Genomic DNA, 15,953 nt, shown 5'->3' with positions numbered 1-15,953 from the left:
CTTTTTCAACTCTACCGGTTCCTTTTGAACACATCGATGTACTCTTTTAGGTGTTTTTGTCGGGTCCCCTCGTCTGCCCGCTTGATTATAATTTTCCTATCTCGTCACTTCAATTAAGTATCAACTTCCTGGATTTTCTGTTCGAGTTTTTTGGGTATACGGGTTATAAGTAGGGATATGATAATATTTCCTGAAGGTATATACTGTTGGTAGTCGAGTTGACATTGGGCTTAGGCCTATCCAGGTTCTTGTTACTGTAATAGGTATTGCAAGGGAAAAAAGTTTATATTTATAAACTATTTCATAACTATGAAATAATATGGTCAGAGTGGCGCTGATTGGACAGGGATATGTGGCAACTATTTTTGCATGGGGGCTTTCGAAGATTAAGGCAGGGAAGCTTGAGCCTTCTGGGGTTCCTCTCGGGAATCTAGATCTTGGCATAGGCATCAGTGACCTCGAAATTGTGGGGAGTATCGATGTAGATGAGGAGAAGGTCGGCAAAAGCCTATATGAAGTTGCTAAAATGTATGGGCTGGAGCCCGAGCCGGAGCTTAGGGATATCTATGTCTCGCCGGGTCTAGCTCTTAGGAGTACACCCAGCTTTTTGAAGGTTAAGTCCCTCGATTCGGGCAGGAGTCTTGGAGACGCCTATGCTAAGTTCGAGGAGTGGCTAGACGATGTTAAGCCAGACGTTGTTATAGATGTTACTAGCACTGTTTACTCTGAGCCTGTACTCTCCTGGGAGGAAGCAGAGGAAAAAGCCCTCAAAGGCATCTTGCCACATTCACAGGTATATGCCTACCTGTTGCTCAGGCGCGGCAATCTTGCCCATGTTAACCTTCAGCCGGCATACGTGGCTGGGAGCCCCGGCTTTATTAAGAGAGCAGAACAAAGCAGGTCTCTCGTCCTAGGAGATGATGGGGCAACCGGAGCAACCCCTCTCACTATTGATCTTGCTGAACATCTGAAGGAGAGGAATAGGAAGATTCTCTCAATTGCGCAGTTCAATATTGGGGGCAACACTGATTTCCTCGCTCTGATGGATCCAGACAGGAACGATGCCAAGGAGAAGACAAAGTCAAGCTTCTTAAAGGATATTCTAGGCTACGACCCTCCCCACTATATTAGACCTACGGGATACCTAGAGCCGCTAGGAGACAAGAAGTTTGTTTCCATGCATATGCAGTGGATTAGCTTTGGCGGCTTCATGGACGAGCTCGTAGTAAACATGCGTATAAATGATAGCCCGGCGCTCGCAGGATACATTGTTGACCTTGCCCGTCTCGGCTTCCTCGCATTGAAGAAGGGCTTGTATGGAACCCTCCCAGAGGTTAACAGGTTCTATATGAAGCGTCCCGGCCCTATGGGTGCGAGACACGTGTCCAAAATACGGGCCTACTATGATTTGGTTGCATTTGCCGAGGAGCTGAAAAAGAAATAGAGTAAAAGAGAAAAATAATTTTTAAGGCTCCACGTAGCTTCCAGCGAAGAGGATGGCGTTTGTAGAGGGGTCTACCAGGAAGAATGCGAAGGGCCTGTCTACCCTTATTGTTTTCAGTTCTCCCGGAACAGCCGTAACCTTGATTACGATCGCTGTTGCGGCTGCCGCCTCTGTCCCGTAAAGGTCTACTTTTACCCTAGCCCTGTGGAAAACATTGCTGGCAAATGCTTTACCAGCGAGCTTGCTCGTGTCAAGCATCTCGGTGAGGTCTGCTTGGTCTGGGTCGAATACCTTCTTTATGCCCATCTGTTTCAGGAGGGGTACAAGCTCTATAATGCCGCTGTCTATGTCGAATCTGGGCAGTACGAGCTTGACTCTTTCGTCTTCTTTCTTCATAAGCTCAGTAAATATGCCTAGTAGATCTTTCTCGGAGATTTTCGTCATAAAGCTTTTCAGGTCGGCTTTCTTGGGCATTATAGCTACAAACTTTATATCTGTCCCAACGTAGCCCAGCGCAACAGCTATGTAGCTGTCAGTTTCCAACACTTTTGCATTTACTGTACCCGATAAGTATGTGGCCGTTACGGGCCCCCTAGGCGAGTTGAAAGTATCATTAAAGGTGTTTTCAAAAGGTGTTGTCCAGTTTGCCTTGAAGTAAACCGTGTTTACGAGTACTATAATCGCGGACTGGTCAAGGTGGTCTATTATCTTGTCTATGAGCCTGTATGTCTTGTCGTATACCCATAGGTTTATTCTCTTTGTGGCGTCTAAGGGCTCGCTAAAAGAGTATTCCTCTGCAAGATAATATTCCCTGAGGATATTCACGTAGGTCTGCTTTACGGGTACGCCCTCCCTTATCCAAATACTGTTCGCAATAGCTGTCCTGGCTGGTTGCTGGACACTTAGGAACCTCTGGGTGCTTGACCTAAACCATTCTCTAGCCTCAGCCTGGGAAGACAGCTGGAGAGCACCTAGCAGTTCTGACCTTGTATCCCCTGCGGATCCCTCGGTCAGCATTAACAGCGCCTGGTAGACGCTGTAAGGCGACACTGCTGTATTTTTGTCTCCAAGACCAGACAGTAGCGCGAACTTCAAGGCGAAGCCCGTGTATGACTCTACTGGGCTAGCTTTAACAGATGGAAGGCTCGGTATCTGGGTTTGGGACTGTTGCCCCCTATTTGTGAGTAACATTCCTATCCCTGTTCCTACTGCAACAAACAAAAGTAGTATGGCGGCGATCCTTACATATCTTTTTGGTTTCTGCATTTTCTGTCAAGAAATAGTTGGTAGCCCAGCCTAATTAAGCCACGTATTGGACACATGTGTTCAAGGATTTGTACAGCCCTTCATATAAGTCTTGCCAAAAAAGATAATATGCAGTTGTATAAGAAAACCTACACATGTCGAGTCCTAAAAGCCCCCCGTTTTTATACCGAGAAGAACTCCCCACAGTCCCACCTACACATGACCATTCTTCTCTTGCTGTGTACCTAGCACTAAAAGGATACCCAGAGCTGGGAGCCGACAACATCCTAAATCCTGCAACAATCGGCGAGTACTCGCGAATCGTTGGTCAAGTATGCAGGCAAGCACACCTAGAATTTCTAAGACTGGAGTCGGCTAGTAGCGAAGAAAAGCTTGCAAAGAGGGCATGGATCTACCAGCTTCTAATAGAAATAGCCCTAAACACCGCTGGACTAGAGGCCGACTGGGCAAAAATACCTGAAAAGGAACGAGTCAAGGCGCTGTCTTTTATCAGGGAGGAAGTTTCCTCACTAGAAAAAGAAGAGAGAAGTAAGGTAGCAGAGCCCGTATCCGCCAAGTACATTGTCGACCACATTCTGGGAGACATGAAGAAGGTCATGTCAAGCAACCCAAAAACAAAGAGCATGCTTGCATGGATGGCTGAAAAAATAGAGAAGAAAATTGACCCAGCATTTCCTGCATCCAGCTTCCTCTTTGAGGCTGTACGAGAACTCCAAGCCAACGCATACTACAAGATGTCTAAGCTGGGTCTATGCAGGTTCGGCAACGACTACGCCCTTGGACTGAGATGGCTCAGGCACATGGGCTTCGTCCAGGTATCCACGAATCCCGTTCTTGCAGCCGAGGCCTACAAGGACGACCCCTCTCTCTGGGACAGGTTCAAAGATTACCTCAAGAAGCACCCAGAACTAGTCGAAAACATCGAAAAAGACCCTGACGCCCTGGCCATGGCAGCTACACTGATTGCTCTATGGCCTAACATGGAGGTTTTGAGGCCAGCCGCCTATCTCTTAGACTTTCAGGACGGGATGGTCAGCTACCAGTTAAACCCAAACGTTGCTGATGATGTTGAGGGAAGCCTGAGAGACGCAATGAGGATCTACCAGCTAAGTGAAGACTACTTTAGGCGATACGACGCGTACCTGCTCTGGGGATGGCCAAGCCACTTGGAAAGAGGAAGACCCAACATCGTGTTTAAGGTCGCAGGTAGTAGCGAGGCGTCCATAGAGATAACTAGGAGGCTTGAAAGCCTCGGTATAGGCACAAACAACACAGTCACGTTTACTGTTTCCCAAGAGGTCCAGCTCATCCTAGCCAAAATAGAGGGGAGGACAGAAGCAGTGAAGAGAGGAGTTAGACTAACCAAAGTATACGAGACAAACATGGGTGGCAGGCTCGAGGCACATCTAAGAGAAGCCAAGGCGGCCGAACTAATACTAGAAGCGCTGAGAAGGCTCGAGCAGCCCGAGCAAGCCTTAGCAGAGCTGGCAAAGAGGCTCGGGGTTCCCGGGGCGGAGCCAGGCAAAACATGGCGTGCACCGACGGGCTGGGGATACAGCGTGGAGGCGTCTAGCCTGGAGGAAAAAGCCTACCTGACAGCTAGCCAGGCATACATAAGGACCCTTGCAAGCGAGGCTCTAGCCGATTTCCTACTAAAGGCAGGCACCCACGGGAAAACGCTAGAAGAGGTCATGGCCTACCTGAAGAGATACGAGGAGGCAATCAGCCTCGCAGGAACCCTTGTGGCCCAAAGAGTCTGGTGGATATTCTTCAGCGACGAAAACTATCCAAAATGGATAAGCTACCTCGTCAAGAACTACAGCATCAACCCCACGCAAGCCGAACAGGTTCTAAGAGGCATAGACGTCCTACCAGCGTCAAAGAGAAAGCCCTCCGACACATACCTAACACTAGCCAGGAGAAACATGACAAACACTGAGTTTCCCAACCACCAGCTCAACGTCCACCTAGAGTACGCCGAAAAAGGGTTAAGACTCGAGGACTACGACTGGTCAATAACCAGGAAACACAGCCCAGAAGTTCTAGAAACATTATTGACGATCGAGGACTTCAGGAAGGCCTACGAGCTCACGCCAGAACTTGCAAAGACTCTTAAAGAGGTCGGAATCTATGGGGTAGAAGAGATGGGCACAGGAGGCCTAAAGCCAAACGAGTGGGCCAGCTTCGGCTCGAGAACAAAGACAATGAAAGGCTTCACAGAGGCCTACAATGCATTCAGGGAAGAGTGCATCAGGAAAGCCCGAGAGATATTGTAAGATGTGAAAATTTAGATTAGAACGGCTTGCTAGTTTTCCGCATTTAGCACGGCAACTATCTTTGCCCTCCTGCTTTGTTGAAAGGTTTTATTTTCCTCCTTTATACTAGAAAGATTTATTTATTAGATGTTACATATTTTTACTATGCGGGTTAAAGTTACTAGGAACTTCCAGATTACTATACCAGCAGATATAAGAAGCAGGATTGGCATAAAGGAGGGAGACTACGTCGAAGTAGAGCTTGACGAAGAGGGCGGAGTAATTCTCGTGAAACCTTACAGGAGGAGGTGGACTACGCTTAGGCTCGGCAGAAGTCTAAGCCCAGAAGACATCGATGAGATAGTCAGGGAGGCTCTGGATGAGGCATCGAGTAGTAGTTGACACTAATGTTCTTGTGTATGCTACTTTCGAGGACAGCGAGCATCATAAAGAGGCTTACGCGGTACTCCAAGAAAACGAGGTAGTAGTGCCTCGCATTGTTCTCTACGAGTATCTCTGGGTACTTGCCAGGCTTACAGGTAATCCTTCTTTTTTAGAGCTCAAGATGAAGGAGTTGTCAGATTTTGAGCTTATATGTGAGGACTATGAAACTGTGCGGAGAGGCATAGGTAGAATGCTGGAAGAGGGAGCTTCGCTAGAGACGTTGAACGACTATATCGTGTTCAGTGTTGCTCTCCGTGAAGGCGCACTTGCAACTTATGACAAGAAGCTGAGAAAACTCGCCTCTAGGAGTGGGCTACACATAATACCATAACCTAGAATATTATAGAAAAAAGGATCCATTGAAGTTGCTTGCTTAACTAAGGCTTAAAAACCTGGACAATCCTATCATCGCTGACGCAAAGCCTCACCTGGTCGCCTGTCTTGACTGTGAGGAGCCTCGTAAACTCCTGGATGCCGATGTCTGGGGTCGCGTATAGTAGTCTTCCGTTAACCTCGAGAACCAAGTAGGTGTCGCCCTTGTAGACAAACTGTAGTAAGCGGGTCACGTTGCCCGCTACAACTTTGCATGTCGGATGGCTTATTTGACCTGTGCCTAAGCTGAGCGCCATTGCTAGGAAGTCTTTGTAGGACCCGTAGCTGGGCGAATACTGGTAAATGCTCATCTCGGACGGGCTTGTCGCGTTAACTAGGGCTAGACCCCAGAGGGAGACCACGTTTGTCTGGGCGTATATGGGTATAACCCATAGGTAGCCATTGGAGTAGACTAGCTGTGCGTATTTTGAGTATAGGTGTCCCCCGCTTATCGCTGGTAGCTTTGCCTGCACTAGGGACTGGACGTAGTATGGGCTGTAGATTCCCAATGTCTTGACGTCATAATAATAGACACCTGTATTGTTTGCTATGATTATCGAGACTATGCTGTTCGGGTTGTTGGGGCTAACGCCGAAATACACGCGGACAGTGTCGCCGCTTCTTCCAGGCAACAGTAGAGTCATGTTGAGCAGGTCCTGGCTGTATTGGCTCGCTGGGATCCATAGGAACCCCCTCGAGAAGAAAGAGTGGGAGACCGGCGACAGGCTAGAGAGATAGTAGAGCCACTTCCCAACGTACCAGTCTAGGTACTCCCAGTCATAGTTCTCAGGCATAGACATGTCTCCGCTGAACTGGGGAGACCTTCTCAGGTTTCCGTCCTGGTCATACACGTATACCTCGCCTGGGTACTCTGAGAGTCCGAGATTTGCAAGCCTATTCACGCATGCGGCGAAGTAGGGCTTGCCTCCATGGATGAATGGGTAGGTATTTCCTATTGGCTGGCTACTCAAGAGGAAGCTTCTCAGCTCAATGCTGTTGGTAAGCCAGAGTCCCGAGCCAACCGACATGTGGACGGGTATCGCTTTAGTCTCTCCTGTCTGGACATCTACAAGTATAAGCTTGCTAACATAGTTCTGCGCAATTGTGTTTAATGGTGTAACTGCAAATATCCAGTAAGGAGTCCCGTTTATGACCACTTCTTCCCATTCTGCTATCCTCTCGTTGGGGGAAAGCTGTGTATGCGCGACCGCATCGGCCATCGCGTGTCCAACGAGGACGACAGAGCCCGGGTTATTAAAGAGGGTCTTCAGCTCCTCTGGGGAGCCAACCCTTACAATGTTGTAGGTAGAAACCGTCAGGTACTCCCTGAAGGCTACAAGAAGAGGCAGGATTACAAACAAGAGGATTATGAACACCACGAGGATCTTCGAGTTCCTAGCAGATAGAACCAAGAGAAAGCCAAAAAAGGCTATCCAAGAGAGATAAAGTGGAGGAATGGTAGCAAATACGAATACTGCCACAAGGAAAGAAACGAGGCCCAGCAGAAAAGCGAGCAACCTGTAGTTTATGCCCCGTCTCTCAGATGCCATAATGCTCAGAGCAAGTGCTAGCAGGACTAACGGCAAGACAGAAAGCCAGCTAGAAAAGAGCATCGTGGCAACTGATACAAGTATACCGGTCCAGACGAGTATATTAGACCGAAGCACATTGCGAAGCATTTCTCCGGCAACTCTTCTCTGTGCGTTCCAATTATTCCGCCTTTTCATTTTTCTTCGACATTATATTTATGAAGAGCTATTTAAACTTGACTTTAACAATATAGACTATATTGACAACACCATTCAAACCAGCTCCTCAGGGATATTGCTGGGCTCATATGCTATTCTAGGTTTTCAGCCTGATTTCTCAAGCTGTGCAACAACGTGAGGGTATAGAAAGACATATTCTTCCTCGAATTCTTCTACCAGCCTCTTATCGATATTGGCAAGCCTATTTTTTAGTTCCTCGACGTTTTTATCACTAGAAAAAGAGAACATCACAGCTGGATGAACCCTTACACCATAGTTGAGGAGGTTCTCAAGAGCCTTTAGCTGGTAGCTGAAGAACTCGCCCCCTGCACCTGTAAGCATTTGGAACTCCTCCTCGTTTGTACCCTTAAGTGAAACCCTGACGTGGATCACTCCGAACTTTGAAAGGTCTCTCGCCTTGGACTTGTCTGCCCCGATAACGATGCCGTTCGTTTCGAGGATAAAGCGGAAGCGGCCATCCTGGTCAAAATACTCGAGAATTTTTAGCAGGTGGCTCCACGCAAGGGTCGGCTCGTTCCCAGAGACCCTAACATACCTATAATTTTTCCTTGATGCTATACCTACAAGCCTCCTGTAGACATCTTCTGGCCCGTAGTAGTCTCCATATGTCTTGAAGTTGTCCCTTGCCTTCCAGCCCCAGCAAAACACGCACCTCAAGTTACAGCCGACACAGTACGCTGTAGCGATGCCTCCATACCACTTGCCACCCCTAAACCGATAATATTTCCTCTCGTCTCCCCTCACTACATGCGCCTGAACCGCTTCTCCCAACTTTAGGGGGTCATAGCCTTGCCGAGCGTCGCTATGTGTGGACATCTACAGTTTTTCCATGCGCCTTTACCTAAAAATAGTTTGTTGCCCAGGAAGAGAAAATATAAACCCCGCCCCCCTCCTTCATGCAAGAAATGATTTACATTCAGTCGTGGGAAGGCTTCAGCCTGGAAGAAACGCTTAAACCCTCATTTATAAGGCCACTTTTTCGGCGCCGTGGATTAAAATACGTAAAGATTGCCGGGAAAGGCAAAGGAGCAAAGCTATGGCAAAACGGTGCAAACGTATACTGCGAGGACTGCGATACACTTGACCTGAGGCACTGGAGTGGACTCTGGCTCGGAAAAGAAAAAATAGTAGAGAGAGCCGGGTCACTGTTCTATGCCCATAGGGATCTAGGGCTTGCTATTAGTCCCAGCGACCGACACCTAATATTCATCGCGGTATTTTTGAGCCGCACAACCTCTTGGGAAACAAATGTCCTGAAATGGACAGAAAGGATTTTCGAAAAGGACGACATAGAAGAACTGCTCCGCTTAGATTTTACAAAGTTCGGGACAAGTTTCCAGCTAAGACAGTTGAACCGTGTCTTCAGGCAATATGTCGAAAACGTTTATCCTTTGGAAGACCCTTGGGAGGCACGAAAGGCGCTTCTGAGGCTAGACCATGTGGGACCCAAAACTGCAGATGCATACCTACTGTTTACAGGTATAGACCCCTCAGCTACGCCAATAGATAGACACGCCCTAAGAATGGCTAGACGCCTTGGAATAGCGGGAAGCCCACCAAGAAAAGAGCTGTGCACAAAGCATTCCTGCGGGGAATGCCCCGCGTACAACACTTGTTTGAGGGCTAAACTTGGCAACGAGTATGGAACAATTGCAGGCTGGGTTCAAACAGTCTTTTATCATCACAGCACGACCTACTGTTCCCGCCAAAAATGTAGAGAATGTCCCTTTGTAGGGCATTGTCGGGAAAATTGGCACAGATAAGATAATTAAATGTCTCTAAATATAAGACCCCGTGGGGTAAATGTCTAGGATTGTATCGCTTGCATTGATCGCTGTAATAATTATAGCGATGGCTATAGCATATGGCTATCCCTCTGTCTCTCCACAGAACAAGCCAAAAAAGCTACTTATCTACTACGGCTACCCGAGCCTCTTCAACGGTAGCACTACTATACAGGGCGCTGCAAGACTCTTCGACAAATACGACATTGTAGTTCTAGGAGCAGGGCTAGAGTCGCCTGAACATCCAGACCACCTTAACGCATTGAAGATTATCCAGAGATCAAGGGCGACTTTCTACGGATATGTGCAGTCTACTTTGCCACTAGACGAAGCAAAGAAAAGGATAGACCTATGGACAGACATGGGCGTAGCTGGCATATTCCTCGACGAGTTCGGCTTCGACTATCTAGTGGGAAGAGTCGCCTCGAACAAGCAGCAGGCTAGGCTACACCAGAAAGAGCTCATAGACTACGTCAAGAGCAAGAACATGAGGGTAGCGATAAACTTCTGGAACCCAGATGACGTCTTCGGCCCCGTAGGAGGCGTCTCACTTAATCTCTCAGGCGTGGAAATAGTGATCGAAAGCGCGGTCTACGGTTATGGGGAGAAAAAGTGGGAATACATCGACCACTACTACAAGATGGCAAGCGCCGCCAAAGCTGTTAATGCGTCTACGTGGTGCATAGTATCCACAAAGGCCTCTACGAGTCCCCTCAACAAGATGATTGGCTACGACGCCTTAACCTACATATATGGGGGATGCGGCGCGGTAGCGATACAGGAAGACTACGGAGAGGACAGCAACGTATTTTACCCGTTCTCTGAACCGTCTAACGCATCCATGTACTTTCTCGGCGTAAACGTGCCCCTATGGGGAGACTTCCAAAAGAGATGGCTCGAAAACCTCCTAGACCAACTCAAGGACATAGGATTCAACAGTGTCCAGTACACAGTCTACTATGAGATGGACTCTCCGGTGTTTAGCGTTATCCACCCCTCCAGTGTAACAGTCCCAGACGACCAGCTGGGCTACGCCATCGACTCTGCTAAACAGAGGGGATTCAAGGTCTTCCTAAGAATAGGATTAAACGTCAAAAATAGCTGGAGCGGAGAGGTAAACCCGCCAAATAGGGGCTCCTGGTTCAAGAGCTACGAGGCTATACTCCTTAAGTATGCGGAAATAGCTCGAGAAAAAAGCGTAGATGCCTATATCATTGGGACAGAGCTCTCCATGCTACAGGCCGACCCCAGCTGGCGCACCCTCATCTTAGAGGTCAAAACAAAGTATGGTGGACCAATAAGCTACTCTGCCAACTGGGGACACGAGGCCACGATATTTACCGACATGCTTGACTTCATAGGTGTAGATGCGTATTACCCAATCCTGAATATTACGAGCTGGGACATCATGCACGAGACAAGAATAGAGCCACTGGTGTTCCTCTACGGGAAACCAGTCGTATTCCTAGAGATAGGGTACAGGAGCGTGGAAAACCCGGGTCTCCAGCCGTGGGACTGGCAGAGAAGAGGGAAACCAGACCAAGAGGCCCAGGCAAGCTTGTGGGAGATATTCTTCTTGAAGGAGTCGCGAAGAATAAACGGCTTCTTCTACTGGGACGAGGGCTCCTGGAAAGAGGATGAGACAGGCTACAATGTCTTAGGTAAACTTGCTGAAAAAGTCTTCAGGAAATATGTGCCACTGCTTTCAATCCAACAACAGCTAGAAAGCAATAAATGCGTAAACGAGACCGAGCTCCAAGCCTACAAAACATTCCTACAGTCCTGCATAGAGAACGCGACAAAATATATTCTGGACGTAGAAACATATAAGTCACTCTACGAGTCGAGCCTCCAGAACTGTACATACCTGCAGACAAGGCTCTCACAAGTGATAAACGACTACATGGACACAATGGAGGCACTGCTCAAACTCCAAGCCCAGTACAAGGAACTGGCCGTAGAGCTTTCACGGACAGAAACAGCATTGAGCTACTCTTTTACAATAAACATCCTACTAGTATTACTTCTTCTCTTTGTTTCCCTTTTGTACATTAGATCCAAGAGACAAAATAAAAACGAAAGGGCGGAAACTTCACAGGAAAAGGCTGAACCGCAATTGAGCTAAGGAAACGACAAAAAGTTAGCAATATAACTCCTTAATATTTGAGTGGACGGTGCAAAACATGCCGAACGCGCTCGTGACGGGAGCATCTTCAGGCATAGGCCGAGCACTCGCGATAAGGCTACTCGACAAAGGCTACACGGTTCTAGGCATAGGCAGAAACGAGGAGCAACTCAAGGAACTAGCATCAGAATATACGGGCTTTACTTATATGGTCGCTGACCTTTCGAACCCAGAGAACATCGAGAAGATTAAAGACAAAGTAGCAAGTAGCTTTTCTCCCCTAGACCTGCTAGTCAACAATGCAGGCTACGGCCAGAAGAAGAAAATAACAGAAATGACACAGCAAGAAATAACAAGCATGGTCAATGTCAACCTTGTAGCCCCGCTCCTCCTAATCAACACCCTTTTCCCCTACATGCCGCAGGGCTCAACAGTTGTAAATGTCGTCACGGCAGGCATATTCGTATTGATGAGACAGCTTCCCCTTTACGGAGCCACAAAGATAGCCCTACACTACGCCTCGAAAGCCCTAAGAAACGAGCTCCGACAGAAAGGGATAAATCTCGTACAAGTCTACCCCGGACTAATAAACACGAACTTCCACCCAAGGGCCGGTCTCCCAGAGGCGACCAGGGGAGAGCCGCCTGAGAAAGTTGCAGAAGCAATAATAAAGGCAATAGAGAAAAAGAAAAAGGAGGTCTTTGTCCCAGTATACCTAGCCATACTAAAGATCCTTGGGCCACAACTCCCAGAAGTATTCTAACAGAAGACTGCCCTAATAAGTTAGGAAAGACATAAATCTTATTCGCAACTATTCTTCACGGCAAAATACAAAAAACAGTCTACATACCCGAAAAAAATACTCCGCGAAATAGAGAAAAGAGGGCTAAACATAACAGACCTCATACTTTCCTCGCTGAAAATAGACCCAGAAGTTGCACTAGAAGCCAGACTCGAATTGGCTGAAAATTATCTCCGGGAAGCCGAAGAATATATACCAAAAACGACCCAATACAAGCCTCCGAAAAGCTGTATAAGGCCGTAGAGGAATCCATCAAGACGCTAGCCCAACTATTGGATACGCCAGAGTACCAAACAGCCACAAAAGAGGGAAGATGGTGGACACAACTCCTCGGCAAAGCCGCCCGCAGGCTTTCAAGACTTTTAGACGAGCCTAGGCTTGAATACGTGTGGGCAATTGCATACGATATACACGTATGGGGCTTCCACGAGGCGAAGTATAGCACAGAAGACATAAGAGGCGACCTCGACCATGCAAAGTGGTTGCTGAGCTATGTGAAAGAAATACTCAGCAAGAACAAAAAGCCGTGACCACCAGTTGGAATCCGGCTTCACATAATAATTTTCGTGCTTCTCCTTTTAGACTCGAGGTAATAGTGTCATCCTCTTAAGAGTGGCCCTATTGTGACTAGGTAATGTCCCGGAGGCAAATAATATATCTTCAGTGTATATTTTGCACAGTAGCCACACGTCCCATTAAGGCTTGGAACGAGTTCAAGCCTGTAGTAGGCAGATGTCTCGGTCATGTTTATTGGTACGGGTTTCACGGTGTAGCACTTGTCGCCTGGAAGCGGCATTGTCACGTTTATGTATGCGGTGCCCATCTCCATACTTGTCTTCATCGTCACCTCACAGATGCTGGAATAGTTGTTTCTGTCTATGTAGCTGTTTGAAACGACAAGATTGGCTGGCAGTGATGGCTTAGCCGTTACATTGGAGTCGGGCCCGCTTACAACTTCTAGCTTGAGGAAGTAGTTGTACGGGCTGTACGTGTACTGCTTCGTCCGATTTACTGGAGGAATACATGTGGTCTTGTTGGCTCCCTCGTTTCTTGTAACGTTTAGCTGGCTACCGGCAGATGTATTGTTGACTTTGGAGGTAGCATTTCTCTCGGGGCTAGTGGTCTGTGTGGTATCCTCTATGCTTGTAGCGGGAGAAGGTGTAGGGGCAATCTTTTTCTCGGGTTTAACGTATCCCAGCAACGTGTAGACTAGGACAAGGTTAGCTATAGCTAGAGCAAGCACGGCAACGATGAGGACAGTTTCCCTAGAGCTAGCCATATGTAAAAAGGAAACATGGTCGATAATATATCCAGCGGCTTCACGAGAATAGAGAGACCACGTCAACCTTTCTTCAGGCGTGATAATAGCATGGCCACATGTCTCCTGAACCATGAGTCCAACAAGTATACGATAGCAAAGTATATGGCCCCCGCAAGGGTCACGGCAAGTAGTGCTTCTCTTATCTTGAGCGGATTTATGAGCCACGCAACGGTCGCCGCTGGAAGCGATCCCACGAGATACTTGAGAACTATTGTCCCCATCTTTCTATAGTCTACGAGTTTGCGGGTCCATATGGCCAGCACAATAAGTACCGCGATGTCTCCCATTAGCCAGGCGCCTCTTGCAAATAAGGCTGCCCCCAGCGGGTCCCTTATCGCTGTAATTATCCCGATGAGAATTGGGAAGCCGACCGCTAGCCTTAGGTAGCCAAGCATGAACACCTTGAATATCCGCGATCGAGCTACTTCTCTCAGTGGCTTACCCTCTATGTCAGCCCTCTCTATCCCCTGCAACGCGTCGCCTAGGGCACCACTAATGCTTCCAATCAGGGCCGAGAAAGATGCGAGCCTGAGCACATCGCCAGCCGGTGCATATTCAGGCCTAAAGAGGTACAGGAGGTTCGGGGCGAGGAACAGTACGCCTACAAGTGAAGGGACACCTAATAGAAGGACAAGCCTTAGCGACTCCTCTATACTCCTCAAATGGACATGTTTCTCGTCTGTCTGCAACATCGTGGGAAGAAGCCCCCTCGCGAGGACATAGGAATAAGCGACTAGGTTTGAGAAAGTGTTTACGACTGTATAGTATGCCACTGCAAGGTTTCCTATGACATATGAGATGAGCGGCACGTCGAGGCTCGCAATAAGAGAAGCGGGCTGGGTCAAAACGTTGAATATCGAGAGGGACAAAATCTTCCTCACAACTTCTTTCCTCGGCCTCACGGTGAAGTCTCTCCTCATAGATGTAAAGAGATACAGAAACTGGGAGATGTGGCCGCCAAGAACTGCCAGCAGGGCCGTGTTCAGAGTTATTCTCCCAGCCAACCAGAAGGCACCTGCAACGACGATTTTTCCCGTCTCGAAGAGGAACTCTGAGATGGCCGCCCGCGAGGGGCTGACAGCGTAGAGGCTCGCATAGATAGTCGAGTTCAGATAAATGACTGGCACATAGAAGAGAATAATGAAGAGTGAAGACGCGGGGACGCTGAACTCAATAGCTATCCTATCCATCAGCACTAGGAGGGCGCCCGCACCCACAAGCGTAAAAATGAGGGAAAGCACTAAGCCGCTAGTAGTAGCCTCTACCAACCCCCTAGCCCTGAGCCTCGTAACCCAGTAATTCGTAAAAGTAGCTAGACAAGCATATGTAAGGATAGAAGACAAGACACTCCAGGCGCCGAACTCTTCGGGTGAGAGATTCCTCGTGACCAGCAATATGAAGAGGAAGCCGGCAACAGTGCTGTATATCCTCTCTGCATAAAAGAGGAGACCAGAAGTCTTCAACCCCAAACCCTTCACCCAGTCGACATGTACAGGAGAACACCCGCGATGCTCTTGAGGTCGAGAGTCTCCTTACCCAGCAATCCAAGATACTCCTCAGGCCTCATAAACACAGTCCTAAGCACTTCCCCCTCTTCGGGGCGCGGCTGGCCCTCCACCAGACCGTCAGCCCTAACCACACTTATAACTTCGTCACTATAGCCGGGCGCCACATAGAAGCTCCCCAGGACGCTAAGCGACCCAGCCCTAAACCCAGTCTCCTCAACCAGCTCCCTGCTAGCAGCCTCCAGCAGGTCTTCTCTGGGCTCCACCCTCCCAGCAGGCAACTCGAGAACCCAACCAGCAATAGAGGCGCGCCACTGCCTGACAAACACAATTCTCCCATCACCGAGCACCGGGACAATCACCACACTAGACCCAAATACAACGAGGTCTTTCTCAAACGTTTTCCCATCGGCCTCAACTATTCTACGATAGAGCTTCACGCGCCTCCCAGAAGCAAGCAAAACGTCCCGCAAGATCTTCGGCTCTCCAGACACCAACACCACCCCTCAGGACACCAGCCTAAAGAAACCCCTAAAGACTTATACTTTTTCATACAATGGCAAGCATCTAGAGCTCAAAAATAAAACACAGTCCAAACTCATTCTCAGTCCTAGTTCTAATTTCCCCCTGAAACAACAAGTCATTTAACACATTCTCTCTTTTAGACCTTCATTTCTTTCTTAGTTGTATCTTTCATAAATAACTTTTAGTTCATACACTGGGAAGAATAGACAAGATTATAGCTATTGTTGGAGAGGGTAGTCTTGTGAAGACTAATGAGTGTTCTGGCCTCTGGGGCAGGGATACCGAGAATGAGGATGATGTGTTTTTGTTGAGGTTTTGTCCCATGGCTTTCGCGATTGGGA

Annotated in this window: 14 protein-coding genes; 8 read left to right on the top strand and 6 right to left on the bottom strand. The window is 48.2% G+C overall.

Annotated elements, in window-relative coordinates:
* Positions 1-319 precede the first annotated feature (319 nt).
* Positions 320-1,444, top strand: coding sequence for an inositol-3-phosphate synthase (locus QXT17_RS09025; RefSeq protein ID WP_020961760.1), 1,125 nt, complete (start codon positions 320-322; stop codon positions 1,442-1,444).
* A gap of 21 nt (positions 1,445-1,465) precedes the next feature.
* On the opposite strand, the gene QXT17_RS09020 is transcribed toward QXT17_RS09025, so the two are convergent.
* The gene (locus QXT17_RS09020) at positions 1,466-2,710 is read right to left on the bottom strand and encodes a serpin family protein (RefSeq protein ID WP_020961759.1); all 1,245 of its coding nucleotides are present in this window, start codon (positions 2,708-2,710) and stop codon (positions 1,466-1,468) included.
* Positions 2,711-2,844: 134 nt separating this feature from the next.
* On the opposite strand from QXT17_RS09020, the gene QXT17_RS09015 reads away from it, so the two are divergent.
* From QXT17_RS09015 to QXT17_RS09005, 3 genes are all read left to right on the top strand, one after another.
* The gene (locus tag QXT17_RS09015; protein ID WP_020961758.1) at positions 2,845-4,986 is read left to right on the top strand and encodes a transaldolase family protein; all 2,142 of its coding nucleotides are present in this window, start codon (positions 2,845-2,847) and stop codon (positions 4,984-4,986) included.
* A gap of 144 nt (positions 4,987-5,130) precedes the next feature.
* Positions 5,131-5,367, top strand: a complete 237-nt coding sequence (locus QXT17_RS09010; RefSeq protein ID WP_020961757.1) for an AbrB/MazE/SpoVT family DNA-binding domain-containing protein — start codon at positions 5,131-5,133, stop codon at positions 5,365-5,367.
* Positions 5,345-5,740 carry a PIN domain-containing protein gene (locus QXT17_RS09005; RefSeq protein ID WP_052885479.1) on the top strand — a complete coding sequence of 132 codons (396 nt, stop codon included), beginning with the start codon at positions 5,345-5,347 and terminating at the stop codon, positions 5,738-5,740. Before QXT17_RS09010 ends, QXT17_RS09005 begins: the two co-directional genes overlap by 23 nt.
* A 46-nt stretch (positions 5,741-5,786) precedes the next feature.
* Here QXT17_RS09005 and QXT17_RS09000 read toward each other — a convergent pair whose 3' ends face one another.
* Both QXT17_RS09000 and QXT17_RS08995 read right to left on the bottom strand, forming a co-directional pair.
* On the bottom strand, positions 5,787-7,508 hold the full coding sequence (locus tag QXT17_RS09000) for a hypothetical protein (RefSeq protein WP_052886974.1): 1,722 nt from the start codon (positions 7,506-7,508) through the stop codon (positions 5,787-5,789).
* 126 nt (positions 7,509-7,634) lie between these two features.
* Positions 7,635-8,366: a radical SAM protein gene (locus QXT17_RS08995; protein WP_020961754.1), complete on the bottom strand. Its 732-nt coding sequence runs from the start codon at positions 8,364-8,366 to the stop codon at positions 7,635-7,637.
* Positions 8,367-8,455: 89 nt separating this feature from the next.
* Between QXT17_RS08995 and QXT17_RS08990 the strand changes: the two genes are divergently transcribed.
* The 4 genes from QXT17_RS08990 to QXT17_RS08975 all read left to right on the top strand — a co-directional run bounded on the left by QXT17_RS08990 (position 8,456) and on the right by QXT17_RS08975 (position 12,791).
* Positions 8,456-9,313: an endonuclease III domain-containing protein gene (locus QXT17_RS08990; protein ID WP_020961753.1), complete on the top strand. Its 858-nt coding sequence runs from the start codon at positions 8,456-8,458 to the stop codon at positions 9,311-9,313.
* 40 nt (positions 9,314-9,353) lie between these two features.
* Positions 9,354-11,459 carry a glycoside hydrolase family 113 gene (locus QXT17_RS08985; protein WP_342783845.1) on the top strand — a complete coding sequence of 702 codons (2,106 nt, stop codon included), beginning with the start codon at positions 9,354-9,356 and terminating at the stop codon, positions 11,457-11,459.
* Positions 11,460-11,517: 58 nt separating this feature from the next.
* Positions 11,518-12,222 (top strand): SDR family NAD(P)-dependent oxidoreductase, encoded by a 705-nt coding sequence (locus tag QXT17_RS08980; RefSeq protein ID WP_342783844.1) that lies wholly within the window; start codon positions 11,518-11,520, stop codon positions 12,220-12,222.
* A 227-nt stretch (positions 12,223-12,449) separates the two neighbouring features.
* Positions 12,450-12,791, top strand: coding sequence for a PaREP1 family protein (locus QXT17_RS08975; protein WP_342783850.1), 342 nt, complete (start codon positions 12,450-12,452; stop codon positions 12,789-12,791).
* Positions 12,792-12,859: 68 nt separating this feature from the next.
* On the opposite strand, the gene QXT17_RS08970 is transcribed toward QXT17_RS08975, so the two are convergent.
* From QXT17_RS08970 to QXT17_RS08960, 3 genes are all read right to left on the bottom strand, one after another.
* Positions 12,860-13,540 carry a hypothetical protein gene (locus tag QXT17_RS08970; protein ID WP_342814476.1) on the bottom strand — a complete coding sequence of 227 codons (681 nt, stop codon included), beginning with the start codon at positions 13,538-13,540 and terminating at the stop codon, positions 12,860-12,862.
* Between the two features lie 62 nt (positions 13,541-13,602).
* A complete protein-coding gene (locus QXT17_RS08965; RefSeq protein WP_342814475.1) occupies positions 13,603-15,051 on the bottom strand; it encodes a hypothetical protein in 1,449 nt (482 codons plus the stop codon).
* A 5-nt stretch (positions 15,052-15,056) separates the two neighbouring features.
* A complete protein-coding gene (locus QXT17_RS08960) occupies positions 15,057-15,581 on the bottom strand; it encodes an NUDIX hydrolase (protein WP_342814474.1) in 525 nt (174 codons plus the stop codon).
* Positions 15,582-15,953: the final 372 nt, after the last annotated feature.

This window comes from Thermofilum sp. (assembly GCF_038871435.1).
GTDB lineage: Archaea > Thermoproteota > Thermoprotei > Thermofilales > Thermofilaceae > Thermofilum > Thermofilum adornatum.
The sequence above is the reverse complement of the archived record's forward strand: the minus strand, read 5'-3'. Positions and strand labels throughout refer to the sequence as shown.

What these genes read in the sequence shown, in the direction of transcription:
- QXT17_RS09005 (WP_052885479.1), top strand. Translation starts at nt 5,345, where the DNA reads ATGAGGCATCGAGTAGTAGTTGACACTAATGTTCTTGTGTATGCTACT.
- QXT17_RS09020 (WP_020961759.1), bottom strand. Translation starts at nt 2,710, where the DNA reads ATGCAGAAACCAAAAAGATATGTAAGGATCGCCGCCATACTACTTTTG.
- QXT17_RS08990 (WP_020961753.1), top strand. Translation starts at nt 8,456, where the DNA reads ATGATTTACATTCAGTCGTGGGAAGGCTTCAGCCTGGAAGAAACGCTT.
- QXT17_RS08970 (WP_342814476.1), bottom strand. Translation starts at nt 13,540, where the DNA reads ATGGCTAGCTCTAGGGAAACTGTCCTCATCGTTGCCGTGCTTGCTCTA.
- QXT17_RS08985 (WP_342783845.1), top strand. Translation starts at nt 9,354, where the DNA reads ATGTCTAGGATTGTATCGCTTGCATTGATCGCTGTAATAATTATAGCG.
- QXT17_RS08995 (WP_020961754.1), bottom strand. Translation starts at nt 8,366, where the DNA reads ATGTCCACACATAGCGACGCTCGGCAAGGCTATGACCCCCTAAAGTTG.
- QXT17_RS09010 (WP_020961757.1), top strand. Translation starts at nt 5,131, where the DNA reads ATGCGGGTTAAAGTTACTAGGAACTTCCAGATTACTATACCAGCAGAT.
- QXT17_RS09000 (WP_052886974.1), bottom strand. Translation starts at nt 7,508, where the DNA reads ATGAAAAGGCGGAATAATTGGAACGCACAGAGAAGAGTTGCCGGAGAA.
- QXT17_RS09025 (WP_020961760.1), top strand. Translation starts at nt 320, where the DNA reads ATGGTCAGAGTGGCGCTGATTGGACAGGGATATGTGGCAACTATTTTT.
- QXT17_RS08980 (WP_342783844.1), top strand. Translation starts at nt 11,518, where the DNA reads ATGCCGAACGCGCTCGTGACGGGAGCATCTTCAGGCATAGGCCGAGCA.
- QXT17_RS09015 (WP_020961758.1), top strand. Translation starts at nt 2,845, where the DNA reads ATGTCGAGTCCTAAAAGCCCCCCGTTTTTATACCGAGAAGAACTCCCC.